Consider the following 25,783-nt stretch of genomic DNA (forward strand, 5'->3'; position numbering starts at 1 on the left):
TCGCACAGGAGACTAGCACCGATACAGTTCGAGCGCAGTGGAGGAATTGATGATTAGCGTGATCACCGGGGCCAGTTCGGGCGTTGGTGCTGCTGCGGCGCTGGATCTTGCCCAAAAGGGATACCAACTTGTGTTGGTTGGGAGGGATCGCGCCCGCTTAGAGTCGACCGCGTCCCGTGTCCGATCCGTCACCAAGCGCAAGGTGGCGGTAGAGGTTTCGGACTTCGCGCGCCTCGACGACGTCCGTGATCTGGCCTCCCGAATCCGTGCGAAGTACGACCGGATCGACGTTCTGGCGAACAACGCCGGCATGATGGTCCCCGACCGCCGCACGACTGCGGACGGTCACGAACTCATGATCCAGGTCAACCACCTCTCGCCGTTCCTGTTGACGAATATTCTTCTAGATCGCGTCGGGCGTGTCGTGACGACGAGTTCCCGCGCCGCGAAGACCGCCCGCCTCGACCCCGACGACCTCTCGCGTGAACGCCGGCGGTGGAACGGGTGGCTGCAGTATGGCGAAACCAAACAAGCGAACGCTTTATTCACGGTGGGCCTGGCGGCCCGCGGCGCTAAAGCGACCTGTTTCCATCCCGGCGTCATCAAGACGTCATTCGCGGGCGGCACCTTGTTCATGAAACTCGTCACCCTCCCGGGCCTCCACGAGCCGGTGGAGAAGGCGGCCGCACGACTGACCTATCTGGCGACGTCGGAAGCCGGCGAGAACCTGCCCGGCACCTACTTCCGCGACAACCGCCCCGACAAGGTGCCCGCCCGAATGAAAGACCCTGACCTGGCCGAACGCCTGTGGGCGGCAAGCGCGGAAGCGGTCGGATTGACTAACTGAGCGTGACGATTCGTTTACCATCTGCTGGTGACATTCTGTCTGGCGGATGCCGAGTCGATGCGCCTGCTGGCCACCCGCCTTGACGAGGCGGCCGGAGAGATCACCCGCCTCCAGGGCGGTTCGGTGGCCGTCGGCCTGCCGATCACCGCCCCCCGCGAACTGGCCCACTACGAGCGGCCACTACGCGACCTGGTCGAATGGTGCCACTCCTCGGCCGCCGACCTCAGACGGCGAGCGGCCGTCGCCGCCCAGGCCGACCTCATCCCCTCCTCCGAGGGCGCGAACCTGCACGAGGCCCTGAAGACGGCGGCGGCCGGTGGGATCGACGCCGAACTCGCGGCCTTCGACATGCTGGGAGCCGACGTCGCCGACTTCTTCGCGGGGCTGACCCCCGGCCGGGCCCTCGCAGTGGCGTTGGCCCGGGCGGGGGAGGTGGGGGGCCGGGGTGGGGCGCCGTTCGAGCTGCGCTTCGCCGCGAACCGCCATCTTGTACGTCTCGCGCACGCGGAGGCGGTGCGAGTGGGGGACAAGGCGGCGGCAGACAGGTACAAGCGGCTGCTGGAACCCGGCCGGCGACTCCTGCTGTTCGACCCACGCGGCGCGGGCCGGATCGCCGAGGTCAAAGGCGACCTGTCGTCGGCGACCTCGGTCACCGTCATGGTCCCGGGCACCGGAAACGACCTCTCCACCTACGACCGCAGCCCACTGGGCGCGCTGCTCGCGGTGCACAGGCTGGCCGATCGTTTCTCCCGCGGAAAGACCGCCACGATCATGTGGCTCGGAACCGACCTGCCGCCGAACGTGCCCGCCGCGGCCACTCGGCTCTACGCGGAACGAGGCGGCCCGAAGCTGCGGGAGTTCATGGAGGGGCTCGACCTCGCCGACTCCGTGAACACCACGGCGATCGGCCACTCCTACGGCAGTACCGTCACCGGCCACGCCGTCCGCGCCGGCCTGAAGGTCGACAACCTGGTCGCCGTGGCCAGCCCCGGCTGGGGCGTCGATGAAGCGGCAGACCTGAAAGCCCCGACGACCAGGCTCTACGCCGTCCGCCACCCCGACGACTTCATCAGCGTCGTTCCCCCCATCGACGGCCTGGCACCGCCGCTGTCGTCCCTCGGCCATGGCGCAGACCCGGTCTTCATGGACGGCGTGACCCGGATGGCCTCAGGTAACGACGATCAACTGCTCCCCGTGGGCGTGAACCTGGACGCCCATTCCGACTACTTCGCGGGCGCCGGACGATCTCGTGTCGCGACGCACAACATCGCCGTGATCGTCGCGGGTGGTTGCCCCACCACCTTCGAGGCCGCGCGAGCCGCTCGATGAACCGCGTCCGCCTCGCCCTGCTGTCCCTGCTGCTCTTCGTGTCGATTGGCGGATGCACCATGTGGTCCTCGCCCGAAGCGGAACTCTCCGAGGGAGTCCGTGACCTCGAAGCCGCCATGTCGCGGGTGCTCCAGGTGGCGCGTCCCGAAGCCGATCCGAAGATCACCCGGGATCCGTGGCCCTGCGAGGATCCCGATCGCAAAGGCGTCGTCCTCGGTCATGACCTCAAAGTGGCAGACCCACGTGGCGCCGTGGCAGCCGTCCTGGAGCTGTGGCGGAGTGAAGGGCTCCGCATCGAACTCGATCGCTCGACCGACACCGACCGCCCGGAGGTCATCGCCGGCGGGCCGCTCATCGAGTTGTCGATCCACGGCTTCCCTGATCGGAACACGATCTACATCGAGGGCAACACCGTGTGCCTCCCAGGCCCGATCCCGGAGAACTGGCACGACGTCGTCTGAACGGATCACGAGTGCTTGCGACATACCCAGATGTGAACATGGCAGATAACTTTCAGTGATCGTTCGTTTACCATCTGCTGGTGACCTTCTGTCTCGCAGATGCCACCTCGATGCGCCTCCTGGCCGCCCGCCTCGACGAAGCGGCCGAGGAGATCACCCGCCTCCAGGGTGCTTCGGTGGCCGTAGGGCTTCCGATAACCGCTGCCCCCGAGCTGGCCCACTACGAAGGACCACTGCGCAACCTGGTCGAGTGGTGCCACTCGTCGGCCGCCGAGATCCGCCGAAGAGCGGCCGTCGCCGCGCAGGCCGACCTCATCGGCTGGAGCCCATCGGGCGAGAACGCCGCCTACGACGCCCTGACGATGGCAGCGGCGGGCGAACTGGACGAGCAACTCGCCGCTTTCGACGCACTTGGCGCGAACGGTGACATGGCGACGTTCTTCGCCGGGCTCGCGCCTGGTCAGGCGCTCGGCGTGGCGCTGGCACGGGCGGCGCAGGTGGGTGCCAGGGCGGGGGTCCCGTTCGAGCTCCGCTTCGCGGCGAACCGCCAGCTGGTACGCCAGGCACTCGCAGAGGCTGTGCGAGTGGGCGACAAGGCGGCGGCGACCAGATACACCAGACTCCTCGACCCTGATCGGCAACTTCTGCTCTTCGACCCAAGAGATCTGGGCAAGATCGCTGAGGTCAAGGGCGACCTCAGCACCGCAGAACATGTAGCCGTCTTCGTGCCGGGCACCGGAAACAATCTGGCCAACTATCTCGGTCGTGCCGAAGGCACCCTGCAGACCATCCACGGAGCAGCCGCCGGTCTCTCTGCGCGCACCGCCACGATTCTGTGGATGGGCTCCCCGCTCCCGCAGAGCCTCGGAGCGGCGTTCGATCTGCAGGCCGATCGTGGTGCGCCGGAGTTGCGGGACTTCGTCGACAACCTGCGCCTCGCGCCCGGGGTGCACACCACCTTGATCGGCCACTCTTACGGGAGCGTCGTCACAGGGCATGCGGTCAAGGCGGGCCTCCACCCCGACAACCTGATCGCGGTCGCGAGTCCGGGATGGGGTGTCGATTCCGCCGACGAGCTCAAGGCTCCTGCGACGAAGCTGTTCGCCATGCGGCACCAGGGCGACATCATCAAGATCGTCCCGACGGCTGAGGACACCCTCGGCATACTCGTTCCATTGCCCGACAGCGTCGCGGGCCATGGAGAAGACCCCGTCTACATGTCTGGCGTGGAGCGGCTGTCGTCAGGATCGGAGGCCCACCTCGTCATCGGCATCGACATGGATGCCCACTCCGACTATTTCGGCGGCAGCGAGGCAGGTCGTCTTGCGGGACTGAACCTAGCCAGAGTGATCGTCGGGGACGATTACGAGACGTATGAGGAAGCGAGGGCCGCTCTGTGAAGCGGATCCTGGTCGCACTCCTTCTTCTGGTTGTCGGATGCGCGTCTGAGCCTCGGCCGCCGATATCCGACGCACTTAGAGATCTCGACGCGGCTCTTGCTCGGGCACTTCACGTCGGTGCGCTCACCGAGACCCCCAAACGCACTCCCGGCAAGTGGTGGTGCAAGCCGGGGGAGGGGCAGGCATTCCAGCTCGGATTCACCGCCGCTGCCCGAGATCCGCGGGCGACAGTTGTCGCCGTTGGCGAGCTCTGGCGTCGGGAGGGACTCACCATCCAAATGGACCGCACCCAGCACCCCAACCGTCCCGAAGTTGTCGTGCGGGGGCGACTGATCGAGATGTCAGTGCACGGCTTCCCTGAGCGCGGCACCGTCTGGATCGCCGGCAACACCGCCTGTCTAGAGGGGGAGGTTCCTGAAGCCTGGCGGGATGTGTGATGCGCTACCACCACCCTCGCCCGGCACATTGCCAACCAAAGGGGTTGCAGCATGACGCGGCTATCGCTCAAGCGGCGAAAGTAAGGCGCGGACCGGTGTCAGCGCCCATGAGCAGCGAAGGTGAGGTGCGGACCGGTGTCAGCCCTAAGGGCAGCGAACCACCCACCTCGCCACCCTTCACCCCCACAGCAGAACCGAGGGTGATTCACATCCGCCAACACCCCCAAACGCCTCCCAGCAAGTGTTCTCCTACCGTTTTCGTCAGCTCCGTGATGTGTTCTCTTTCGGCCCGATAGCGTCCCCAGGTGGCAGCGGCAGTGACTTCTTCCAGCCCCCCGGTTGTCTCGCAGCGCGACCCCTTCCTCGACAACGCCAAGTTCTGGGCGATCGTCCTGGTCGTGTGCGGGCACCTGGTGGAGGATCTGCGCGACGTACCGTACGCGCACGCGCTCTACCTCTTCGTCTACACGTTCCACATGCCGCTGTTCATCACGATCAGCGGCTACCTGTCGCGCAACTTCACCCGGCTGAGGGCCCAGAAGCTCGTCTCGACGCTGTTGGTCCCGTACGTCATCTTCGAGATCGCCTACTCGCTGCCGCGATGGATCCTCTACGGCAAGTTCCAGCTCACCCTGCTCGACCCCTACTTCCTGACGTGGTTCCTGCTGTCGCTGTTCATCTGGCGGCTCTCGACGCCGGTCTGGTTCCAGGTCAAGTGGCCGCTGGCCGTCGCGGTGGGGATCTCGCTGATCAGCGGCGCCTCGGCGCTCCCCGACGAACTGTCGATGAACCGCACTCTGGGCCTGCTCCCCTTCTACGTCCTCGGCCTGGTGCTGACCCCGCAGCACTTCCAGCTGCTGAAGAAGAGGTGGGTCAGGCTCACGGGAGCGCTCGTGCTGGCGGCAGGGCTCGGGATCACGTTCCTGGTCCACTACGACGTGCCGACCGAGTGGATCCGCTGGCGGCACGCCTACACGAAGATCGGCGTCGACAACTTCACCGGTGCGGGCATTCGATTGCTGATGCTGGTCATCGGGGCGATCCTGGTGGCGGCGTTCCTGTCGATCATCACGTCCAGGAAGACGTGGTTCACCGCCCTCGGCGGCCTGACGATCTACGCCTATCTGCTGCACGGCTTCGTAGTGAAGGTCCTCGACCGTTTCCACGACGACCTCAACAACCCCATCGGCGTCGCCGCCGTCATCCTCTTCGGCATCGCCCTCACCGCCGTCCTGTGCACACCACCGTTCCGCCGACTCTTCAAATGGGCGATCGAGCCCAACCTGAGGTGGGCCTTCAAATCCGATCCCGGACGCCAATCGCCCCCAGCCAGCAGCACGCCCGAGACCTGGCCAAACGAGCACACGTCTCCGCCTGCCCAGCCGACCTGGCCGAATCAAGCTCAGCGGGCCGATCAAACACAGGGCGGCGCGTCTCAGGCTTGGTCAGACGAGTACATGTCTCCGCCCGCCGAGCCGACCTGGCCGAACCAGGTTCAGCGCGTCGACCAGACACATGGCGGCGCATCCCAGGTCTGGTCAGATGCGCACATGCCTCCACCCATGCAGCCGAACCAGAGCACATCGCAGCAAGCTGACCGTCCAGACGGCCGCGCGTCCTAGACCTGGCCGAATCAGGCCCAGCACGCTGACCGGCCGCAGGGCGGCGCATCCTAGGCCTGGCCAGATGCCCACATGCCTCCACCCGTCCAGCGGAACCAGAGCACATCGCAGCAAGCCGACCAGCTACCGCGAGGCATGTCGGAACTTGGTCGGACGAGCACACGCCTCCACGTGCCCAATCGGCTTGGCCGAGCGAGGGCGCACTGCGGCAGAGGCCAGGGGCCTAGCCAGACGAGTTCTCTTCCGGCTAACTACACGGCGGCACGCCCTACTCGTGGTCGGACGAGCGCGCGCCTCCGCCTGACCGACCGACCCCACCGCAGCAAGGGTCATAGGGCGGCGCGTCGAAGACCTGGCCAGACGAGCGCGCGTCGCCGTCAACCTCGCCGGCCTGGCAGAACCGGAACCCGTCGCCGCACGCCGACCGGCCACATGGCGGTGCGTCCTGCTTGTGGCCAGACGAGCAAATGCCCTAACTCGGCCTAGCGAGGGCCCGCCGTAGTAAACCGGCTGGCCGTCAAACAGCGCCCGGGTCAGACGAGCGCATGTCGCCATCCGCCCGGATCGGAACCCGCCGCAGCAAGTCGACGCACCAGACAACCGCTTGCCCGGTCAGCCGGCCACACCTCCCGAAACGCCAAACGGCGCCCCCAAAAGGAAAGCGCCGCCAGGCAACAACGTACAGGGCTCAGATCATCACGTGCTCATCCGGGTGGGCCACGAACGAGAACACCGCGTTGCGGGTCAGTTTGTAGTCCGCCGCCTGCCACGTGTGCTGCGAAGCGTCCGACCCCCGCATGTAAACGAAGTTGAACCGGTCCGAAGAGTAGATCCGGACCCCTTCCTCCTTGAGCCGCCGCACCAGCCGCGTGTCCTCGCCCGCGTTGACCGCCTCGAAGGGATACGTCCGCAGCAGAGAAGCCCGCGCCAGGATGGTCGCCCCCTGCACCAGGTGCGTGTACCGGTTCTCCAGCCCCGGCAGCCGGAACACGGTCGTGTTCGAGTCGGGGAAGTACGTGTAGTGCGCGCCCTTCCCGGTCAGCTCGCAGTCGGCGTAGTCGAAAACCCGCACCAGGTCCCACAGGTAGTCGGGCCCGTAGAGGTTGTCGTCGTCCATCTTGGAGATGAGTTCGCCCTCGGCCTGTGCGATCCCCAGGTTCAGCACCTCGCCCAGGGTGAAATGAGGCGGCGCGTGCAACACCTTCACCGCCGGGATCCCGGCCGCGAGGGCCTTGTCGCGCACCACGTCGGCGTCTTCCGACAGCCCGTGCAGGACGAGGATCAGTTCCAGGTTGCGGTGGCGCTGGCGGGCGACCTGGGAGATGGCGTGTTCGAGCTGGCCGGCGCGGTTCGTCGGGAGGACCACCGAGACGCTCCGGGAGCGTTCGGAGACGGGGCGGCCGAGGTCGCCGAGGATCTGGTCGACGCGGTGGGAGAACAGGTGCTTGTCGAAGACCTCGCGCATGGCCAGGTGGCCCTGGCGGGCGCGCAGTTCGGGGCTGTTGATGTAGTACAGCGCCCGGTTGTACGCCTCCTCCTGCGAGTGCGCGATCGGGATCAGCGGGCCGAAGGTCTCCTCGATGGCGCGCGACCAGCCCGACAGGACGGTCGTGCCGCAGGCGGAGAGTTCGAAGACGCGGCGGGCGCACATGGTCGGTGAGTCGATCACCGAGTTCACGTTGAGGAAGACCTTGTACATCTTGTACGCCGCCAGCATCTGCTCGTAGGGCAGTTCGCCCACGATGTGGGGGCGGTACTCCTCGGGCCAGGCGTACTTGTCGGCGACGGAGGCGTTGCGGGCGAAGATGTGCAGGCCGAGCTCGCGCGTGGGGGCGATGACGGTCTCCATCTGCTCCCGGCGCTCGGGGTGCTTGTCGCGGAAGTACATGCCGCCGAAGACGACGTCGTACTTGCGGCCCCAGCGGGTCATGATCGGGTTGTGGATGCGCGGCTGCGCGGCGAACTGCAGCACGCCGACCCGGTCGTGGCCCAGGATCTCGCGATATTTCGGGATCATGTCGCCGTCGCAGGTGTACACCTGGTCGAACAGCTTGGCCGTGTCGATGAAGAAGTCGAAGTTCGGCGGGTCCTCCTTGTTCCAGAAGACCGTCGGGATGCCCTCGGCGCGGCACCATTCGACCAGGTCGCGCAGCTCCTGCTTGGGCGCGTTGGTGCCGGTCATCTGGTAGCGCCAGCGGCCCTGGTTGCCGTGCCAGGCCGACTCGCAGAAGAGGATGTCGGGGCGCTTCTCGGCGAAGATCTCGCGCCAGTCGTGCAGGCCGAACTCGATCTGGTCCCACTCGTATTTGAACGCGAGCCGGGAGAAGTCGTCGAGGATGACCGCGACCTTGAGGTCGGGGCGGTTCTGGGCGCCCTCGGGCTCGGGCCACTTCAGGTTCGGGATCCTGACCGTCGGGCCGCGCTTCTCGGCCTCGGCCTGGACGTCGAACGCCGACGGCGGCGCCTTGGGGGCCTTGTTGCCCCGCCACGCCTTGCGCAGGTCGCCCGGCAGCTTGACGATCTTCTTGGGGTTCGACCCGGCCTTGGTGATGGCCTCGCCGACCCGGTACTGGCGGCCGGTCTGGGTGGCCTTGGCCTTCCAGAGGGCGTACTCGGCGCGCGCCTCCTGGTAGGCGAGCCGGGTCTCCAGCTCGCGGATCGTCTCCTCGTAGAACTCGACGGTGCGACGGTCCTCGGGCAGCCAGTTGACCGGGCCGAGGCGCTGGAATCTCGGCTCGTCGGGGGTCTCGTCGGTCTCAGACATGCCTCGTCCCTGCTCGTCGTCTCAAGGGTCGATATCGTACGGCGCAGGCCGTGGTCGTTTGGTGTGTTTGTCGGAGTTAGTCCCCGACGGTGCTCCGGGCGGCCGGCGAGAGGTTCTCGCCCTGCAGCCAGGCCGCGATCACCCGGGCGATGCGCGGACCGGCCTTGCCGTCCCACAACATCGGCAGGTCACCCGACGGCGTCGTCGCGCCATCCCGCAGCGCCTTGGCGGCGGCTTCGGGCAACCCCGAAGGGGTCACCAGGCGGTTGGTCCCGTGGGTCACCGTGATCGGCCGTTCGGTGTTCATCCGCACGGTCAGGCACGGCACCTCCAGCATGGTGGTCTCCTCCTGCACGCCGCCCGAGTCGGTCACGACCAGCGCCGCGCCCCGGACCAGCGACAGGAAGTCGACGTAGCCCAGCGGGTCGATGATGCGCAGCCGGGGGCCGTCGACCAGGCCGGCCTCCGCCAGGCGGGTGCGGCCGCGCGGGTGCAGCGGCACGATCACCGGCACCTGCTCGGCGACGCCGAGAACCGCGTCCACGAGCTCCTTGGCGGCGGCGGGGTCGTCGACGTTGGCGGGGCGGTGGAGCGTGGCGACCGCGTAGGCGCCCGAGACGCCCAGACGCTCCTGCACCGGGGCCGGGTCGAGCTTGGGCAGCGCGGAGAACAGGCTGTCGATCATCGGGTTGCCCACCAGATGCACCTTGGACGAGGGGACGCCCTCGTTCGCCAGGTAGGACAGCGCCTCCGGCGAGGTGGCGAACAGCAGCTCGGAGAGGCTGTCGACCACGATGCGGTTGACCTCTTCGGGCATCGTCCGGTCGAACGAACGCAGGCCCGCCTCGACGTGGGCCGTCGGCACACCCAGCTTCGCGCAGACCAGGATCGCGGCGAGGGTGGAGTTGACGTCGCCGTACACGACCACCAGAGAGGGCTTCTCCCGCTCGACGACCTCTTCGAGGCCGACGAGGAGGGCCGCGGTCTGCTTCGCGTGGGAGCCGCTGCCGACACCGAGATTCGCGATGGGTTCGGGCAGTCCGAGGTCGGCGAAGAACACGTCGGACATCAGGGCGTCGTAGTGCTGCCCGGTGTGGACGATGCCCTGACGGATGCCCAGGTCGGCCAGTCCGTTGACCACCGGAGCGGCCTTGGGGAAGTTGGGCCGGGCGCCCAGGACGTGCAGGACGTGCAGGACGAGGGTGTCCTGGAGACGCGAATCCCTCACTGACCTTGCCTTTCATCCATGATGGGGGCAAACGTTGCCTATGGTACGGTCACGCCGTGGTAGCTGAGGCCAACAAGCCCATTCCGGCAAAGGCCGCGAAGGCCAGTGCCCGAAGGTTCATGAAGGGGTTCGTCAGGAACCCGATGGTGACTTCCCGGATCTTCGTGGGGAAGGTCGTGCAGGACCCGCTACGGGTGGCGCACGCAGCCGCGGAGACCGTGCCGAAACCGCTTCGCCCGCTCGTGGGCAAGGTGGCGTGGCCGGTCGCGCGGGTCGCCAAGGTCACGATCCGCAAGATGTGGCGGCGGATGGCCAGGGCGCCCCTCAACGACTCCCGGGCCGTGTTCGACGCGGGGCACATGACCCAGGCCATCGACATGCTCAAGCCGCACGAGCGCTGGGTCTTCATCAAGAAGCGGCTGTCCCTGTACGAAGGCGAGCGCGGCGCGCTGCTCCCCAACCCGATCCCGCCGAAGCCCAAGGTCATCATGGGCGAGCGGGTGCCGGGCCGGGCGCTGCACATCGTGACCAACGCGCTGCCGTTCACGCAGGCCGGCTACACCGTGCGCACCCACCGCATCGTGACCGCGCAGAAGGCCGCCGGGCTCGACCCCCACGTGGTGACGAGCTGGGGCTGGCCCGCGCTCCAGGGCTTCCCCGACGTGGAGCCGTACGAGGAGATCGACGGCATCCCCTACCGCCGTCTGCTGCCGAGCGGCGACATCCCGATGGAGACCCGCGGCCGCATCACCCGCGGCGCAGAAGACATCACCGAGCTGGTCCGCCAGCTGCGCCCGCAGGTCCTTCACGCCGCCACCGACCACCGCAACGGTTCGGTCGCGATGGCCGTGCGCGAACGGACCAACACCCCGTTCGTGTACGAGGTCCGCGGCTTCCTGGAGGAGACCTGGGCCAGCCGCGACCCCGCCCGCGTCGGCACCGAGCGCCACAAGCTCATGCGCGAGCGCGAGGCCACCATCATGAACTCGGCCGACGCCGTGGTGACGCTGGCCGAGACGATGGTCGGCGAGATCGTCGAGCGCGGTGTGCCGCGTGAGCGCATCTTCCTCGCGCCCAACGCCGTCGACGCGTCGCTGCTGACCGCCGAGTACGACGGCACGTCGCTGCGCCGCCAGTACGGCATCGGCGACCACGAGATCGTCATCGGCTCGGTGTCGTCGATCGTGGCCTACGAGGGCTTCGCGACGATGTTGTCGGCGGCCGCGCTGCTCAAGCAGTCGGGCGCTCCCGTGAAGGTGCTGCTCGTCGGCGACGGCACCGAGCGCGACAACCTGCTCGCGCAGGTGAACAAACTCGGTATAGGTGACATCGCGATCGTGCCGGGGCGCGTCGGGCCCGACGAGGCCCTGCAGGCCCAGGCGGCCATCGACATCTTCATCTGCCCCCGCGAGGACCTGCGCGTCTGCCGTCTGGTGACGCCGCTGAAGCCGGTCGAGGCGATGGCGCTGGGCAAGCCGGTCATCCTGAGCGACCTGCCCGCCCTGGCCGAGCTCATCGGCGACGGCGAGCCGGGGATTCTGGTGCCCGCCGGCGACCCGCAGGCGCTGGCCAACGCGGTGGCGGAGCTCCGCGACGACCCCGAACGCCGCCGCAAGATGGGCGCGGCGGGCAAGGAGGAGGTTGCCGCGAAGCGAACCTGGAGCAGCCTTGCCAACACTTATCGGGAAATTTACGAATCCCTCGCCCGCTAGAGATATCCACCAAGGACGCCGGATGTGCAGCATCAGGCATCATTGGTGCCGACTTGAGATAGCCTTTGCGACCATGAAGTGTTCTCTCCACCCCCAGGCCATGTCGTGAGCGAGATCGATCTCACGGTCATCGGGCTGGGCTACGTCGGCATGCCGCTGGCCAAGGAGGCTGTGGCGGCAGGTCTGAAAGTCGTCGGCCTCGACGTTGACGCGCGCAAGGTGGACGCGCTCAACGAGGGACGTTCCTACATCGACGACCTGACGGACGCCGACCTCGACAGCATGCTCGCGAACGGTTTCACCGCGACGCTCGACCCGACGGTGCTGGCCCGTTCCGCGGCCATCGTCATCTGCGTGCCCACCCCGCTCGACGAAGACCACCGTCCCGACCTGTCCGCCGTCGAGGGCGCCACCCGCGCCGTCGCCGAGCAGCTCACCGCCGGCACCCTCGTGGTGCTCGAGTCGACCACCTGGCCCGGCACCACCGACGAGGTCGCGCGGCCGATCCTCGAGAAGTCGGGCCTCGTCGCGGGCGCCGACTTCCACCTGGCGTTCTCGCCGGAGCGCATCGACCCCGGCAACCCCAAGTTCGGCCTGCGCAACACCCCGAAGGTGGTCGGCGGCTACACCACCGCCTGCCGCGACCGGGCGACCGAGTTCTACGCGCGGTTCGTCGAGCGGGTCGTGCCCGTCTCCGGAACGCGCGAGGCCGAGATGGCCAAGCTCCTGGAGAACACCTACCGCCACGTGAACATCGCGCTCGTCAACGAGATGGCGATCTTCTGCGACGAGCTCGGGGTGAACCTCTGGGAGTCGATCGAGGCGGCCGCGACCAAGCCGTTCGGGTTCCAGAAGTTCCTCCCGGGTCCCGGCGTCGGCGGTCACTGCATCCCCGTCGACCCGTCGTACCTGTCGTACGCCGTGCGCAAGCTGGGCTTCCCGTTCCGGTTCGTGGAGCTGGCGCAGGAGATCAACGAGCGGATGCCGTCCTACGTGGTGACCCGCGTGCAGCGGCTGCTGAACCGCGACAAGAAGGCCGTCAACGGCTCGAAGGTGCTGCTGCTCGGGGTGACCTACAAGCCCGACATCGCCGACGAGCGGGAGACGCCCGCGATACCGGTCGCCGAAGCGCTCATGGAGCTCGGCGCCGTCGTCAGCTACGCCGACCCCTACGTCAAGGAGTGGTCGGTCGAGGGGAGCCCGGTGCCCCGCGAGGAAGACCTCGCGAAGGCGGTCCGGGAGGCAGACGTCACGGTGCTGCTCCAGCAGCACTCGATGTTCGACCTGGAGCTGATCGAACAGCAGGGCCGCCTGGTGCTCGACACCCGCGGCGTGCTGGCGACCGGCGAACGCGTCGAGCGGCTGTAAGGGGGCCTGGCGCGTGCACGTGCTCGTCATGACGGTGGTGCATCACCCCGAGGACGCCCGGATCCTGCACCGGCAGATCCGCGCGCTCGTGGACGCCGGTCATGAGGTCACGTACGCCGCGCCGTATTCGGCGCGCGGGGTGGTGCCCCGCTCGTGGGTGAACGGGGTCGACCTGCCCCGGGCGGCCGAGCGGCGGCGGATGACCGCCGTGCGGGCCGCGCGCAAGGTGTTCAAGAGCATGCGCGGCAAGGTCGACATGGCGCTCATCCACGACCCCGAGCTGCTGTTCGCGGTCGCCGGGGTGCGCAACCGGCCGACGGTCGTGTGGGACGTCCACGAGGACACCCCCGCGACGTTGTCGCTCAAGCCCTGGCTGCCCGCGTTACTGCGGCCGCCGACCCGGTTCGTGGCCCGCATGCTCGAAAGCTGGGCCGAGCGCAACTTCCACCTGCTGCTCGCCGAGACCGCCTACGCGGGCCGGTTCCGGCAGGCGCATCTGGTCGTACCGAACGAGACCTGGGTGCCCGACACGGTCTCGCCGCCCGGCGACGACCGGGTGGTCTACCTCGGCTGGTTGTCCGAGGCCCGGGGTGTACGCGAGGCCATCGAGGTCGGCCGCCTGCTGCGGCCCCACCGGGTGGTCGTCGAGCTCATCGGCTACGCCGACCCGCAGTCGCGGCGCATGCTCGCGGCGGCCGTCGAAGAGGGCGCGCTCGAATGGCGCGACTTCATGCCCAACGACGAGGCGCTCAAGCGGCTCGACGGCGCCCTGGCCGGGTTGTCGCTGCTGCACGACGAGCCCAACTACCGCCATTCGATGCCCACGAAGATCGTGGAGTACATGGCCCACGGCATCCCGGTCATCACCACCCCCTCGCCCCGCGCGGTGGAGCTGATCGAGCGTTACCGCAGCGGCGTGGTGGTCCCATGGAGCGACCCACAGGCCGTCGCGAAGGCCGTGCTCGCGCTGCGCGACAACCCCGAGGAGCGCCGCGGCGCCGGGGCCCGCGGCTACGCCGCCGCCCGGGGCAACCACCACTGGCCCAACTCCGCGCGTCGGTTCGTCTCCCAGCTCGAAGCCTGGAACGGCGTCAAGCCGTAATCAGCCCCGTGCGTCTATCGGATGAGGTGACGGTTTGCGCTGGCTTGCTCTGCTCCTAGGGATCGCGATCCTCGGTGGCGTGGCCACCGTGGTGATCGCCCTCCAGGAGCCCGAGACGCCACACGCCGCGCGCATCGGCAGCACCTCTCCGTCCACGCCCACCCCGACGCCGTCCACCACCGGTTTCACCGACCCGTGTGGCACGTTCGACACGAACATGCGCACCCCCTACGCGATCACCGGCTACTGGATCATGCCGTCGGCCGACCGCTGCAACTGGCGCCGCCAGCTGGAGGAGATCCACAAGGTCGGCGGCGACACCGTGGTCCGCATCGGCTTCGGCCTGCAGCCGCGCGGCGTCGACGACCAGGGCCGCATCCTGGAGACCGCGCCCGACGACGGCAGCGAGGCCAAGCCCGACGACCGCTACGGCTACTGCGTCGAAGACGGCCTGACCTGCTACCAGGCGGCCGAGCGCGACCTGAAGGCGGCCAACCCTGGCAACCGCGTGTCGTGGTCGTTCGTCTTCCGCACCGACGAGCAGTACGGCGACGGCGTCTTCCGCTGCCCGCAGATGGAGAAGAAGATCGTCGTCGGCGACCGGGTGTTCTTCCGCCTGATCGCCGACGAAGACGGCTCCGACGACGCCACCTGCGACTTCAGCAGCAAGGGCAAGGGCTACCACCTGATCCTGGTGTCGGCCGGCGCGACCGACAGCCTCACCGAGCTGCTCGACCTGGGCGACCGGTTCGGCATCAAGGTCTTCCCGTCGTTGCCGCTGGCCCCGCGCGACCCGACCGGCGTCACCCGCGCCAACCCGCGCCACATCGGCACCCTCACCACGCTGACCCGCCGCATCCTGCAGGACTACGGCACCCGCTTCGCGGGCCGCGAGTCGCTCGGCGGCGTCTACCAGCCCTTCGAGCTCGTCATCAGAGACTGGGCCGACCCTGAGAACGTGCCAACCCTCCAGGTGTACGCCGAACAGCACCGCATCGTCGAACAGGTGCTCCCCGGCAAGCCGATCCTGGTCAGCCCCTACCTCGACGCCCGCAAGCGGGTCGACTACACCTCGACCCCCGCGCAGGTCGGCGAGGGCTTCAAGGCGCTGGCCCGCACGGGCGTCGGCATCATCGCGCCGCAGGACTCGCGCGGCACCGGCAAGGTCGGCCTGTTCTGGCCGAACTGGAAGAACCAGCCCGTGGACGAACGGCTGAAGCCGGTGGTGGGGGAGAGCACGTACAGCACCGCCTACTACGGCGCGACCCGCGACTACTACCGGGCCATGTACGAGTCCCGCCTCGAACTGCGCGACGAGGAGGACATCGACGTGCAGTTGTGGGCCAACGTCGAGGCGTTCGAGCCGTCGGCGACCGAGAAGTGCGGCACGCAGGGCACGCGCGGACGCACCGACAAGCCCCGCCTCGACACGGCGGTCACGCTGGTCGGGCCGTACGTGTCGAAGATCATCTCGTACATGTGGAGCGACTTCTTCACCTGCGGCAGCCCGTCGTTGTCCGAAGACCTCGCGACCGACTGGGAACGCCCGATCGCCATCCAGGCCATCAGGGAGAAGCGGCAGATCCAGGAGGGGCTGCAGATCCGCGGCTACCACCTGGAGAACGTGCGGGTCACGCTGAGCTGGACCGGCCTGGAGACCCCGCGCGTGGTCGACTCGCAGTCGGTGGGCTGGTTCGACGGCAAGCCGATCACCGACTTACCACCCGCCGTCGGCCAGGTGTGGATCCCGGTCGACTGGGCGAGCGTGCCGCCGGGCACGTGGGTCAGGGTCGAGGTGACCTCCGCCGACGGCCGCAAGGCCGCCGAGCCGGTCTACTACCACAACAACGATTGATCGCGACAGCGTGTAACGTGCCTGACATGGTCCCGCGCATCCCCGTCAGCGTGGATCTCGTCGTGCTGACAGTGAGGTCGAGCGCCCTGTGCGCGCTCGTCTGGCGGCGCGACCGGCCGCCCTACCCCGATCTGTGGGCGTTGTCGGGCGGCTTCATCCACCTCGACGAAGACCTCCCGGCGGCGGCGGGCCGCGTGCTGGCCGAACGGGCCGGCATGGCCGGGGCGCCGGTCCACCTGGAGCAGCTCCGGACCTACGGCTACCCCGACCGCGACCCGCGCCAGCGGGTCGTCTCGGTCGCCTACCTGGGCTTGGCCCCTGACCTGCCGGCGTCCACCGAGGCCCACATGAGCTGGCAGCCGCTGAGCGAGCTGACCGCGATGGCCTTCGACCACCGCCGCATCATGATCGACGGCCTTGAGCGAGCCCGCTCGAAGCTCGAATACACCTCGCTCGGCGCCGCCTTCTGCCCGACCGAGTTCACCGTCGCCGAACTGCGCAGGGTGTACGAGATCGTGTGGGGCCGCCCGCTCGACCCCCGCAACTTCCACCGCAAGGTGACCAAGACCGAGGGCTTCCTGGTGCCCTCGGGCCGGACGACCACCCGCGACGGCGGCCGCCCGGCGATGCTCTACCGGAGAGGACCGGCCGAGGCCCTCCACCCGCCGATGCTGCGGGTCTAGCGTCGTGAGGCCCGCATGTTCGGCCTCCTGCGGCGGGGATAGAGGCGTTTCCCGGTGCCTCTGGCGTGATTGAGGCCACTGTTATCAGGGGGATTGGGGATATTCTCCCCCTGTGCTGATATCGGAGCCGCGCACTGTGCCGGCGGCGGCCCCCGTTGACCCCCCCTTCGTCCAGTCCCGCTTACGGGTGCTCGACCTGCTGCGATTCGTCGCGGCCATGGCGGTGGTGCTGTTCCACTTCGGGGAGACGCGCGCCTGGGGGACGGTCAACGCGTTCCCGGCGCTGAGCGGCGTGACGATGTTCGGCGCCTACGGGGTCCGGCTGTTCTTCATGATCAGCGGCTTCGTGATCCTGATGAGCGCCTGGGGGCGCACCCCCGGCGAGTTCGTGGCCTCCCGGATCGCGCGCCTCTACCCGGCCTACTGGGCCAGCGTGATCATCCTGGGCGCGCTCGCGCTGCTCGGGTTCATCACCGACCACCGGCCCACCCTGAGCGAACTGCTCGCCAACCTGACGATGTTCCAGCACGGCCTGCGCATCCGCGACCTGGAGATCGTCTACTGGACGCTCTGGCACGAACTCGTCTTCTACGTGATGATCGCCTGCTTCGCGGCGGTCGGGATCACGTACCGGAGGGTGCTCGGCTTCATGGGCGGCTGGATCTTCCTGCTCGCGCTGGCCGAGCGGCTCGACATCTCGTTGCTGAAGGTCGGTCTGGCCCAGTTCGGGGCGCCCTACTTCATCGCGGGCATGTCCCTCTACCTGATCTACCGGTTCGGCGGCTCGCTGCTGCCGTGGTTGTTCGTCGGCCTTTCCTACGCCTTCGGCATGGTGCAGCTGCTCGGCGAGGGCCCCTCGGCCGTGAAGCGGTTCGGCGAGCCGCTGGGCACCGCGCTCGTCGTCGGCGTGATCTCGCTGATGTTCCTGGTGATGATCCTGGTCGCGCTCGGGCGGCTCGACGGCCTCGACTGGCGCGGGCTGACGCTGCTGGGCGCGCTGACCTACCCGCTCTACCTGTTCCACCACCACGTCGGATTCCTGATGATCCAGTGGCTCAACCCGGTCTTGGGCCACCGGGTCACTTTGCCGGTGGTCATCGGGATCGTGCTGGTCGTGGCGTGGGCGGTCTACCGGTTCGTCGAGGTGCCCGCCCAGCCACGGTTGAAAGCGGCGCTGTCACGCTCACTCAAGATCGCCGACTAGCCCTGTCTTCCAGGCAGATTCCGGGGCGTGAGCCACGGCCGGCCTTCGGCCGTCCGCGGCTCACTTCTTCTTCTCCGGCTTCGGCCACGCCTCGCCGGGCTTGAGTTCGCGGTCGCCGAGGAGGGTCGAGACGGTGACGAGCTTGTAGCCCTTCTTCGTCAGGGTGTCGACGACGGTCGACATGGCGGTGACGGTCTCCGGCACGATGTCGTGCAGCAGGATGACGGCGTTCCGCTTGGCGTACTTGAGGGTGCGATCCCTGATGACCTTGGTGTTGCGGGCCTGCCAGTCGAGGGTCGAGCCCGTCCAGAGGATCTGGGGCAGGCCGAACGACTTCATCAGCGAGCCGACGCGGGTGTTGGTGGCGCCGTTCGGGGGGCGCATGAACGTCGGGGTGATCCCGGCGACGTCCTGGATGACCTGCTGGGTGCTGGAGATCTCGGAGAGGATCTCCTCGTCGGTGAGCTTGGTCAGGTCGGGGTGGTCCCAGGTGTGGTTCCCGATCTCGTGACCCTCGTCGACCATGCGCTTCATCATGTCGGCGCGGCTCTCGACCTTCCGTCCCAGCACGAAGAAGGTGGCCTTGGCCTTGTGCTTCTTCAGCGTGTCGAGCAGGGCCGGGGTGTAGGGCCAGGGCCCGTCGTCGAAGGTGAGCGCTATGCACTTGTGGAGCTCGCAGTAGGGCTTGGGCTTCGCGTTCGCCGGTGCGGCCGGGGCGAGCAGGGACGTGGTTAAGGCGAGGGCGAGTGCCCCCCGGACGATCACGCGCATGGTGCCGCATCCTAAGGGGTGTTCCTGGGACGACTCTGAGATCGTCACGAATGACCTCAAGTAGGGTGTGGGCACATCGCCGCAACGGAGGGGTGGAATAGATGCCGCAGTTCAGGGCCGTGCTCGACACCATGACGGCATACACGCCGGGCAAGGCGGTGGTGTCGGCCGACGGGCGGTCGTACAAGCTGTCCTCGAACGAGTCCCCCGAGCCGCCGCTCCCCAGCGTCGTCGCCGCCATCGCCGAGGCCGCCGCGAACGTGCACCGTTACCCCGACCCGGCGGCGGTCCGGCTGACCGAGGCGCTCGCGGCCCGTTACGGCGTGCCGCCCGAGAACGTCGCGCTCGGCGCGGGCTCGGTCACCGTCGCCCAGCAGCTCTTCGAGACGGTCGGCGACCCGGGCGCCGAGGTGATCTACGCCTGGCGTTCGTTCGAGGCCTACCCGCTGCTCGCCGACCTGGCGGGGGTCGTCTCCGTGCAGGTCCCGCTGGCCGGTGAGACCCACGACCTCGACGCGATGCGCGCCGCGATCACCCCGGCCACCCGCATGATCCTGGTCTGCAACCCCAACAACCCGACGGGCACCGCCAACCGCGCGGCCGAGCTGACCGCGTTCCTCGACGCCGTCCCGTCGGACGTGCTCGTCATCCTCGACGAGGCCTACCGCGAATACGTGCGCGACGAGGCGATCCCCGACGGCCTGACCATCTACCGCGACCGCCCCAACGTCGCCGTGCTGCGCACCTTCTCCAAGGCCTACGGCCTGGCCGGCCTGCGCGTCGGCTACCTGATCGGTCCCGAGCCGATCGCCGCGGCGGTCCGCAAGACGATGGTCCCCTTCGCGGTCAACCACCTCGCCCAGGCCGCCGCCGTCGCGTCGCTGGCCGCCGAGGAGGAGCTGCTGGAGCGCGTCGAGCGGGTCGTCGCCGAGCGCGCCCGCGTCCGCGAGGCGCTGATCATCCAGGGGTGGACGGTCCCCGAGTCGCAGGCCAACTTCGTCTGGCTCCGGCTGGGCGACGACACCCCCGCGTTCGCCGCCGCGTGCGCCGCTGAGGGCGTCGCTGTGCGGCCTTTCGGCACGGAGGGTGCCCGTGTGTCCATTGGTGACCGTGAGGCCAACGACGTCTTCCTGAGGGCCGCGCAGGCCTTCAGGACACACGTCTCCGCTCGGTAGAGACCACCAGCGCGACCCCGGCGACGATGACGAGACCGGCGGCCACCATCATGGCCGTCACGGTCTCGCCCAGGATGATCATGCCGAGGGCGACCGCGACGACGGGGTTCACGTAGGCGTAGGTGGAGACGAGCGAGATCGGCGCGTTGCCGAGCAGCCACACGTACGAGGTGAACCCCACCAGCGACCCCACGAGGATCAGGTAGGCCAGCGCCGCCCACGACGCCCCCGACACCTGCGACCACACGAGGTGCTCCCCGGCCAGCCCGCTGCACGCCAGCAGCCCGGCCCCGCCGACGACCATCTCCACCGTCGACGCGGCGAAGGGGTTCTTCGGCATCGGCGCCCGCCCCGACATGAACGACCCCACGGCCCACGAGAACGACGCCAGCAGGATCACCACCACGCCGACCGTGCCGCCCGACATCCCGCCGGTCAACGAGATCCCGGCCACGCCGAGGAACCCGACGAGCACGCCGGTCAGCGTCAGGACGTGGGGCCGGTCGCGGAAGACCGTGCGCATGATGACGAGCCAGAGCGGCGTCGAGGCGACCAGCAGCGCGGCCAGCCCGGTCGAGATGTGCTGCTCGGCCACGGCGACCATCCCGTTGCCGCCCGTGAGGAGCAGCAGCCCGACCGCCGCCGCGTCGAGGAACTCCCGGCGGCTCATCCGGAACGCCTGCGGCCCGCTCTTGATCAGCAGGAACACGCCGAGGATCGCGGCGGCCACGATGAACCGGAGAGCGCCGGAGACGAAGGGCGGCATGGTCTCGATGACGATCCCGATGCCCAGATAGGTCGATCCCCAGACGATGTAGACGGTCGTCAGGAGGACCCACACGCGAATGTCACGACCGTCCCGCTGCATGACTCCTGACAATAGCCAAACGTGGGCAAAGCCCTCCAGGGCGGGGCCCGAAATCGGGCATCAGCCGTACAAGGCCGGATCAAGCACTTCGATGTCGGTGATCGCGGTCCCGGTCGGATCGAGGCTGAGCCCGATGACCTCCGTCCCGGCCAGCAGCAGCGGCAGCGACCGGGGGCTCGCCGACCCCGGCGGCGAGGTCAGCAGGTTCCGGCACCCCCGCGAGCACGCGCAGACCCCGAAATAGGGCAGTTCGTCGACGGTGGTCGCGAGGGGGTCGCCCCCGAGCAGGTCGACGATCGCCGCCGTGAGCCGGGGATGCACCTCCTTCAGCCGGAGCCGGCTCACCGGAGGTACTCCAGCACCAGCAGGCACAACGTGGCCGCCCCGAGATAGGCCCCTCCCGACGTCATGAACGCGGTCGGCGCGGTCTTTCCCGACCGGAGACTGACGATGTAGCAGATCAGTGCGACGACGGCGGAAACGAGAGCCGCGATGATCAAAGAAACGACGGGCGACATTTCCTGACTTTCTTTCCGATAGCGCATAGTGGGTGACCCCAGACAGATATCAGCGCGGGCCGCCCGCGACCCGAAGATCATCTGTTCCTGTACGTCTTTCCGCAGGTCTGGACGCCTGTGGACGACTCTGGACGTAACCGGATGACTTGGTTAATCCTCGCGCTCGCGACGTTTTGGAAATATGGGGCGTAGCCCCTGCGAACCCACTAATCTCGCCACCATCACCGGTCACGCCCTTCCGGCCCACGCGGCTGTCTTTGACTGTTTCGAGAAACGGAACTCGCTCATGGGTGATGCACGTGGGGAGCGGATCGACTGCGATGTCCTCCTGGCCAAGCTCGACGCCCTCTACCGCAAGGCGGGACGGCCCAGCTACGGCCGGATGGTGGAGCTGGCGGAGACCATGATCAGGGCGGACACCGGAGAGGAGTGGCGCGCTCTCTCCACCTCGCACCTGTCCAACATCATGAAGGGCCGGTTCACCCGGCTGCCGGGCTGGCCCCTCATCCGCACCATCGTCACGGTCCTCTACAAGTCCGGCACCATGAACGGCCGGATGGCCGCCTCCCCCCAGGCGATCAGCGCCCTGACCCAGGAGTTCGCCGAGGTCTGGGACGCCGTCGAGACCCGCGACGCCCCGGCCAGACCGCTGATGCCCTACGTGCCGGGGGACATCCTCGAACAGACCCCGAAAGAGCTCGTGTTGGCCCCCGTGAAGTCGACGGCCTTCCGCATGCCGATCGCCTGGGGCCGCGTGGGCGCCGCCATCCTCCGCCGGGCCGGCCAGGGCGACGCCGGCGCCGCCTACCAGGCGGCGGTCCTGCTCGCCTGCGAGGCCACCCGCGAGGAGGTGACCCCCGCCTACCGCCGCCTGCTCCTGGAGGCGGCGGCCGAATGGCAGCAGGAGGCCACGGGGACGATCGCCGAGGCGATGACCCTCCGCTTACACGGCCCCGGCCTGCTCCGGGCCGCCGGGGACCTGGCCTTCCGCCGCCCTCACCCGGCCAAACGCAACGTCATCTTCATCCAGGCCTTCCTCCACGCGGAAGCCGCCACCCAGAAGGCCGCACTCACCGCCGGCCGGGCCCGCTGACACCCCCCGTCACGACCTTCGGAAGACGGCCTACCAGGGCAGCACCCCGTTCTCGTCCTGGAGGGTTCCGGTCGGGCCGTCCGGGCCGAGGGTGGCCAGGCGGACGACGATCGCGGCGCTCTCCTCAACCGGCCTGCCGATGCCGAACGCGGCGGTCATGTCGGTGGCGGTGGTGCCGGGTTCGAGCGCGTTGAACCTGATGCCGGGGTGGGCCTTGGCGTACTGCACGGTCAGCATGGTGGCCGCCGCCTTGGACGCCGCGTAGAGCGCGAGCGGCATGCCGTACTCCGGCCGGTCGGGGTTGTTCACCACCCAGAACGACCCGACGCTGCTCGACACGTTGACCACCGTCGGATTCGCGGACCTGCCCAGCAGCGGCAGCGCCGCCTCGGTGACGCGGACGATCCCCACGGCGTTGGTGTCGAACACCCACAGGGCCTTCGGCCCGTCGATCGGCCCGTCGCCGAGGACGCCCGCGTTGTTGACGAGCACGTCGAGCCGCCCCTCGGCCGCGTCGATCGCCGCCAGCGCGTCGCGCACCGAGGCGTCGTCGGTGACGTCCAGTTGCACGAACTTCGCGCCCAGCGTCGCCGCCGCCTTCTCGCCCCGTTCGGGGTCGCGGGCGCCGACGTAGACGGTGTGGCCCAGGTCGAGAAGCTGCCGGGCCGTCTCGAAGCCGATGCCCTTGTTGGCTCCGGTGATCAGTGTGACGGTCATGGGTCTCCTTTTTGTACCGCTCGGTTCTAAATTCAACGTACCAGGTTTTGTACCGAGCGGTAGAGTGACCTCATGAGCGCTGACACGCCGACCGTCGGACGACCGAGGGCCTTCGACGAGGAGACGGTCCTCGACCGGGCCATCGAGGTCTTCTGGCAGCACGGCTACGAGGGCGCGTCGCTCAGCGCCCTCACCGGCGCGATGGGCCTCAACCGCCCGAGCCTGTACGCCACCTTCGGCAGCAAGGAACAGCTCTTCCGGCGCGCCTTCGCCCGCTACCACGAGACCAAGGTCGCCGCCGCCCGCACCGCGCTCGACCAGCCAACGGCGTCGGCCGCGATCGAGGCCTTCCTGCGCTCCAGCGCCGACGCGCTCACCACCGGCGACCACCCGCCGGGCTGCCTGTCCATCCAGGGAGGCCTGGCCTGCTCACCGGAGAACGCCCAGATCTCCGCCATCCTGGCCGCCGGCCGCGCCGCCACCGAGGCGGCCCTCGAAGAACGGATGACACGCGCGGCAGCAGAGGGCGACCTCCCCGAGGGCGTCGACGCACGGGCCCTGGCCCGGTTCGTGATGACCCTCAGCGAGGGCAACGCCGTCCACGCCGCGGCGGGAGCGACCCGCGAGGATTTGCAGGCCTCGCTCGACATCGCCCTGCGCGCCGTCACATGGTGACCTGAACGGCCCGGCTCACACCGCCGGAGAGCAGTAACGAGCGCCCGGCCATCCTCGCCGCCTCGTCGTGGTTGGCCCGGGAGAGTCGCGGTCGGCCCCGGGAGAAACGAGCGCCCGGCTATCCTCGCCGCCTCGTCGCGGTCGGCCTGGGAGAAACGAGCGCCCGGCCATCCTCGCGGCCTCGTCGCGGTCGGCCTGGGGCCCGTGTAGGGGCCGACCTGGGTGGCGGGGACTTGGGCGGCGGGTCGGGCCCGCCCGCCCTGGGTTGTGGTGATCGTCGCTCCGGCGACCGACGTTTTCCCCGGCGAACGGGCCGCCTTGTGGAAAACCCGGGCGCCTCCGACTGCTTTCACCGGGCGGTCCAACATAAACGCCGCCTCGCAGGCGGCCCCGCGCTCGTACACGTCATGGAATTTCATGGCTTTCAGTGAGTTTGCGCAATATTGCGCAACTCCCGCCCCGTCAGCCCCGCACTTTCTCGAATCCGGTGAAGTGAATTCCACATCCGGATTTATCCGGATCTATCCGTACACAAAAAAGAGCGCCCGGCACCCCGTAAAGGGGATGCCGGGCGCTCAAGCCGCCTCAGCGGTTCAGTTTCTCCACGATCAGCCGGTAGAGCTGCCGGGGTCGCCCCGGTTGGGGTGTCCGGTTGGGTGGGAGCGGCCACGCGAGTCCCTCGTCGACCAGCGTGCGCAGCAGTCTCCGCGCCGTTCTCGGTGTCACCCCCAGCATCTTGCCCGCGCCCTCGGCGTCGACGACGGTGTCGCCGCCTTCGAGCTTGGCCGCCAGTCTGGCCAGCACCTCGACGCCCTTCGGCTTGGCCGGGCCCGCCGACTGCGGGGGCATCCGGGGCGGGGGCACCAGGGTGCGTCCCTCCCGGTCGACCGCGAAGCCCTGGGCCTGCTTGCCCGCCTGGGTGCGGGCCAGCGCGGCCCGTGCGTGGGTCTCCGCGTCGTGGGTGGTCCGGCCCATGCCGACGCCCACCTCGACCGCCAGGCCCAGCTCGTCGCGGATCCTCGCCGCGAAGGGCAGCACCCGGAAGCCGTCGGTCGCGCCGGCGATCGATCCGCGGGTCGCGACCACCAGGTAGCTGTGGTCGTCGATCGGCCACACGCTGGCGTTGATGCGGTTGGCCTCCTGCACCAGCAGGCGGTGCAGGGAGAGCCGCAGCTCGTCACGCCAGTAGCGCGGGGCCGCCCGCCTTATCGGCTCCCGCAGCGTCGGCACCTCGACGAGGATCACCGTCAGCTGGGATTCCTCCAGCCGGTGGTGCGCCCCGAGCAGGGCCGCCGTGTGGAGAGCGGTGCGGACCGCCGCCGAGGTCGGCCGAATGCGGACCGTGGGGATGCCCGCGGCCGTTAATCGGTCGGCCACGCCCGGTATGCAGGTCAAGGCGCCGGTGGTGGCGCCCTGGCGGACCAGCCGCTCGTGATAGGCCGCGATCGTGCCGGTCGCTCCCGGCTCGTCGCGGCTGTGTACCTCTGCCGTGGATATGCCCAGGTCCGCGAACGCCTCGTCGACCTCGCCCCGGCTCAGCACGTCGACGCTGACCCTCCTGGGGTCGATGCGATCGTCGAGGGCCGCCCGTGCGATCGCGGCCGTCAGGGCCGCACCGCCCAGCTGGACGTGGGTCGCCGGCATCGTCAGCACCCCGGCCCGTCGCGCCAGCTCGTAGGGGATCGGGCTGGCGAATAGGCAGGCGTCTACGCCGCCCAGCCGCGTGACCTTGTCGGATGCCTCCTGCTCGTCCCGGTACGCGGCCGCCACGAGGCGGCACGGCACCGGAGCGGCGGCGTGTCCCATGAGCATGACCCGCTCGACGAGGTCATGGGGCCCCACCACACCGATGGTGAGGTCCGGCGTTCCAGCGCCCATTCCGCCCCCCACGCGGCCGCGCGGTGAGTCTTCAGTGCGCTCGACCAATGTTCGTCCCATCCCGCGCGCCTTCTCG

At 68.8% G+C, this 25,783-nt stretch carries 23 protein-coding genes; 15 read left to right on the forward strand and 8 right to left on the reverse strand.

Going from position 1 to position 25,783, the window contains the following annotated elements:
- Nucleotides 1-49: 49 nt before the first annotated feature.
- The 6 genes from AW274_RS10575 to AW274_RS10595 all read left to right on the forward strand — a co-directional run bounded on the left by AW274_RS10575 (nt 50) and on the right by AW274_RS10595 (nt 6,096).
- Nucleotides 50-847 (forward strand): SDR family NAD(P)-dependent oxidoreductase, encoded by a 798-nt coding sequence (locus AW274_RS10575; protein WP_062431870.1) that lies wholly within the window; start codon nt 50-52, stop codon nt 845-847.
- Between the two features lie 27 nt (nt 848-874).
- A complete protein-coding gene (locus AW274_RS10580) occupies nt 875-2,176 on the forward strand; it encodes an alpha/beta hydrolase (protein WP_157519998.1) in 1,302 nt (433 codons plus the stop codon).
- A complete protein-coding gene (locus AW274_RS10585) occupies nt 2,173-2,637 on the forward strand; it encodes a hypothetical protein (protein ID WP_062430862.1) in 465 nt (154 codons plus the stop codon). The genes AW274_RS10580 and AW274_RS10585 overlap by 4 nt, the downstream gene beginning before the upstream one ends.
- 80 nt (nt 2,638-2,717) lie before the next feature.
- A complete protein-coding gene (locus tag AW274_RS10590; RefSeq protein ID WP_062430863.1) occupies nt 2,718-4,037 on the forward strand; it encodes an alpha/beta hydrolase in 1,320 nt (439 codons plus the stop codon).
- Nucleotides 4,038-4,315: 278 nt separating this feature from the next.
- Complete coding sequence (locus AW274_RS41895; RefSeq protein ID WP_232320060.1) at nt 4,316-4,474, forward strand: hypothetical protein; 159 nt, start codon at nt 4,316-4,318, stop codon at nt 4,472-4,474.
- A 305-nt stretch (nt 4,475-4,779) separates the two neighbouring features.
- Entirely contained in the window at nt 4,780-6,096 is a 1,317-nt protein-coding gene (locus AW274_RS10595) for an acyltransferase family protein (RefSeq protein ID WP_083973991.1), read from the forward strand.
- A gap of 688 nt (nt 6,097-6,784) precedes the next feature.
- On the opposite strand, the gene AW274_RS10600 is transcribed toward AW274_RS10595, so the two are convergent.
- Complete coding sequence (locus AW274_RS10600; RefSeq protein ID WP_062430864.1) at nt 6,785-8,860, reverse strand: glycosyltransferase family protein; 2,076 nt, start codon at nt 8,858-8,860, stop codon at nt 6,785-6,787.
- Between the two features lie 76 nt (nt 8,861-8,936).
- Nucleotides 8,937-10,088, reverse strand: coding sequence for a non-hydrolyzing UDP-N-acetylglucosamine 2-epimerase (wecB, locus tag AW274_RS10605; RefSeq protein WP_062430865.1), 1,152 nt, complete (start codon nt 10,086-10,088; stop codon nt 8,937-8,939).
- 143 nt (nt 10,089-10,231) lie between these two features.
- Between wecB and AW274_RS10610 the strand changes: the two genes are divergently transcribed.
- The 6 genes from AW274_RS10610 (at nt 10,232) to AW274_RS10635 (ending at nt 18,012) form a co-directional block, all read left to right on the forward strand.
- A complete protein-coding gene (locus tag AW274_RS10610) occupies nt 10,232-11,800 on the forward strand; it encodes a glycosyltransferase family 4 protein (RefSeq protein ID WP_232320061.1) in 1,569 nt (522 codons plus the stop codon).
- A 105-nt stretch (nt 11,801-11,905) separates the two neighbouring features.
- Nucleotides 11,906-13,168: a nucleotide sugar dehydrogenase gene (locus AW274_RS10615; protein WP_062430867.1), complete on the forward strand. Its 1,263-nt coding sequence runs from the start codon at nt 11,906-11,908 to the stop codon at nt 13,166-13,168.
- 13 nt (nt 13,169-13,181) lie between these two features.
- Entirely contained in the window at nt 13,182-14,270 is a 1,089-nt protein-coding gene (locus AW274_RS10620; RefSeq protein ID WP_198169126.1) for a glycosyltransferase, read from the forward strand.
- A 79-nt stretch (nt 14,271-14,349) separates the two neighbouring features.
- Nucleotides 14,350-16,125, forward strand: coding sequence for a DUF4434 domain-containing protein (locus tag AW274_RS10625; protein ID WP_232320062.1), 1,776 nt, complete (start codon nt 14,350-14,352; stop codon nt 16,123-16,125).
- Between the two features lie 26 nt (nt 16,126-16,151).
- Nucleotides 16,152-16,808 (forward strand): NUDIX hydrolase, encoded by a 657-nt coding sequence (locus AW274_RS10630; RefSeq protein ID WP_062430869.1) that lies wholly within the window; start codon nt 16,152-16,154, stop codon nt 16,806-16,808.
- A 112-nt stretch (nt 16,809-16,920) separates the two neighbouring features.
- On the forward strand, nt 16,921-18,012 hold the full coding sequence (locus AW274_RS10635) for an acyltransferase family protein (RefSeq protein ID WP_063813219.1): 1,092 nt from the start codon (nt 16,921-16,923) through the stop codon (nt 18,010-18,012).
- A gap of 60 nt (nt 18,013-18,072) precedes the next feature.
- On the opposite strand, the gene AW274_RS10640 is transcribed toward AW274_RS10635, so the two are convergent.
- Entirely contained in the window at nt 18,073-18,783 is a 711-nt protein-coding gene (locus AW274_RS10640; protein ID WP_062430871.1) for a polysaccharide deacetylase family protein, read from the reverse strand.
- A 101-nt stretch (nt 18,784-18,884) separates the two neighbouring features.
- Between AW274_RS10640 and hisC the strand changes: the two genes are divergently transcribed.
- On the forward strand, nt 18,885-19,958 hold the full coding sequence (hisC, locus tag AW274_RS10645) for a histidinol-phosphate transaminase (protein WP_062430872.1): 1,074 nt from the start codon (nt 18,885-18,887) through the stop codon (nt 19,956-19,958).
- Here hisC and AW274_RS10650 read toward each other — a convergent pair.
- The 3 genes from AW274_RS10650 to AW274_RS10660 are packed head-to-tail and all read right to left on the reverse strand — an operon-like array spanning nt 19,933 to nt 21,344.
- Nucleotides 19,933-20,826 (reverse strand): EamA family transporter, encoded by an 894-nt coding sequence (locus AW274_RS10650; RefSeq protein ID WP_062430873.1) that lies wholly within the window; start codon nt 20,824-20,826, stop codon nt 19,933-19,935. The genes hisC and AW274_RS10650 overlap by 26 nt on opposite strands.
- Nucleotides 20,827-20,886: 60 nt before the next feature.
- Nucleotides 20,887-21,171, reverse strand: a complete 285-nt coding sequence (locus tag AW274_RS10655; RefSeq protein ID WP_062430874.1) for a hypothetical protein — start codon at nt 21,169-21,171, stop codon at nt 20,887-20,889.
- Nucleotides 21,168-21,344: a hypothetical protein gene (locus tag AW274_RS10660; RefSeq protein ID WP_157520002.1), complete on the reverse strand. Its 177-nt coding sequence runs from the start codon at nt 21,342-21,344 to the stop codon at nt 21,168-21,170. The genes AW274_RS10655 and AW274_RS10660 overlap by 4 nt, the downstream gene beginning before the upstream one ends.
- 286 nt (nt 21,345-21,630) lie before the next feature.
- On the opposite strand from AW274_RS10660, the gene AW274_RS10665 reads away from it, so the two are divergent.
- Complete coding sequence (locus AW274_RS10665; RefSeq protein WP_062430876.1) at nt 21,631-22,437, forward strand: hypothetical protein; 807 nt, start codon at nt 21,631-21,633, stop codon at nt 22,435-22,437.
- Between the two features lie 30 nt (nt 22,438-22,467).
- Here AW274_RS10665 and AW274_RS10670 read toward each other — a convergent pair whose 3' ends face one another.
- Nucleotides 22,468-23,154 (reverse strand): SDR family NAD(P)-dependent oxidoreductase, encoded by a 687-nt coding sequence (locus tag AW274_RS10670; protein WP_062430877.1) that lies wholly within the window; start codon nt 23,152-23,154, stop codon nt 22,468-22,470.
- 72 nt (nt 23,155-23,226) lie between these two features.
- Here AW274_RS10670 and AW274_RS10675 point away from each other — a divergent pair, with 72 nt between their 5' ends.
- Nucleotides 23,227-23,829 carry a TetR/AcrR family transcriptional regulator gene (locus tag AW274_RS10675; protein ID WP_062430878.1) on the forward strand — a complete coding sequence of 201 codons (603 nt, stop codon included), beginning with the start codon at nt 23,227-23,229 and terminating at the stop codon, nt 23,827-23,829.
- Nucleotides 23,830-24,414: 585 nt separating this feature from the next.
- Here AW274_RS10675 and AW274_RS10680 read toward each other — a convergent pair.
- The gene (locus tag AW274_RS10680) at nt 24,415-25,707 is read right to left on the reverse strand and encodes a transcriptional regulator (protein WP_030456307.1); all 1,293 of its coding nucleotides are present in this window, start codon (nt 25,705-25,707) and stop codon (nt 24,415-24,417) included.
- Between the last annotated feature and the right edge of the window lie 76 nt (nt 25,708-25,783).

The organism is Herbidospora daliensis (genome assembly GCF_001570585.1).
Classification (GTDB): Bacteria; Actinomycetota; Actinomycetes; order Streptosporangiales; family Streptosporangiaceae; genus Herbidospora; species Herbidospora daliensis.

What these genes read in the sequence shown, in the direction of transcription:
- AW274_RS10630 (WP_062430869.1), top strand. Translation starts at nt 16,152, where the DNA reads ATGGTCCCGCGCATCCCCGTCAGCGTGGATCTCGTCGTGCTGACAGTG.
- AW274_RS10670 (WP_062430877.1), bottom strand. Translation starts at nt 23,154, where the DNA reads ATGACCGTCACACTGATCACCGGAGCCAACAAGGGCATCGGCTTCGAG.
- AW274_RS10665 (WP_062430876.1), top strand. Translation starts at nt 21,631, where the DNA reads ATGGGTGATGCACGTGGGGAGCGGATCGACTGCGATGTCCTCCTGGCC.
- AW274_RS10675 (WP_062430878.1), top strand. Translation starts at nt 23,227, where the DNA reads ATGAGCGCTGACACGCCGACCGTCGGACGACCGAGGGCCTTCGACGAG.
- AW274_RS10575 (WP_062431870.1), top strand. Translation starts at nt 50, where the DNA reads ATGATTAGCGTGATCACCGGGGCCAGTTCGGGCGTTGGTGCTGCTGCG.
- AW274_RS10640 (WP_062430871.1), bottom strand. Translation starts at nt 18,783, where the DNA reads ATGCGCGTGATCGTCCGGGGGGCACTCGCCCTCGCCTTAACCACGTCC.
- AW274_RS10600 (WP_062430864.1), bottom strand. Translation starts at nt 8,860, where the DNA reads ATGTCTGAGACCGACGAGACCCCCGACGAGCCGAGATTCCAGCGCCTC.
- AW274_RS10585 (WP_062430862.1), top strand. Translation starts at nt 2,173, where the DNA reads ATGAACCGCGTCCGCCTCGCCCTGCTGTCCCTGCTGCTCTTCGTGTCG.
- AW274_RS10680 (WP_030456307.1), bottom strand. Translation starts at nt 25,707, where the DNA reads ATGGGCGCTGGAACGCCGGACCTCACCATCGGTGTGGTGGGGCCCCAT.
- AW274_RS10660 (WP_157520002.1), bottom strand. Translation starts at nt 21,344, where the DNA reads ATGTCGCCCGTCGTTTCTTTGATCATCGCGGCTCTCGTTTCCGCCGTC.
- AW274_RS10610 (WP_232320061.1), top strand. Translation starts at nt 10,232, where the DNA reads ATGGTGACTTCCCGGATCTTCGTGGGGAAGGTCGTGCAGGACCCGCTA.
- hisC (WP_062430872.1), top strand. Translation starts at nt 18,885, where the DNA reads ATGCCGCAGTTCAGGGCCGTGCTCGACACCATGACGGCATACACGCCG.
- AW274_RS41895 (WP_232320060.1), top strand. Translation starts at nt 4,316, where the DNA reads ATGGACCGCACCCAGCACCCCAACCGTCCCGAAGTTGTCGTGCGGGGG.
- AW274_RS10650 (WP_062430873.1), bottom strand. Translation starts at nt 20,826, where the DNA reads ATGCAGCGGGACGGTCGTGACATTCGCGTGTGGGTCCTCCTGACGACC.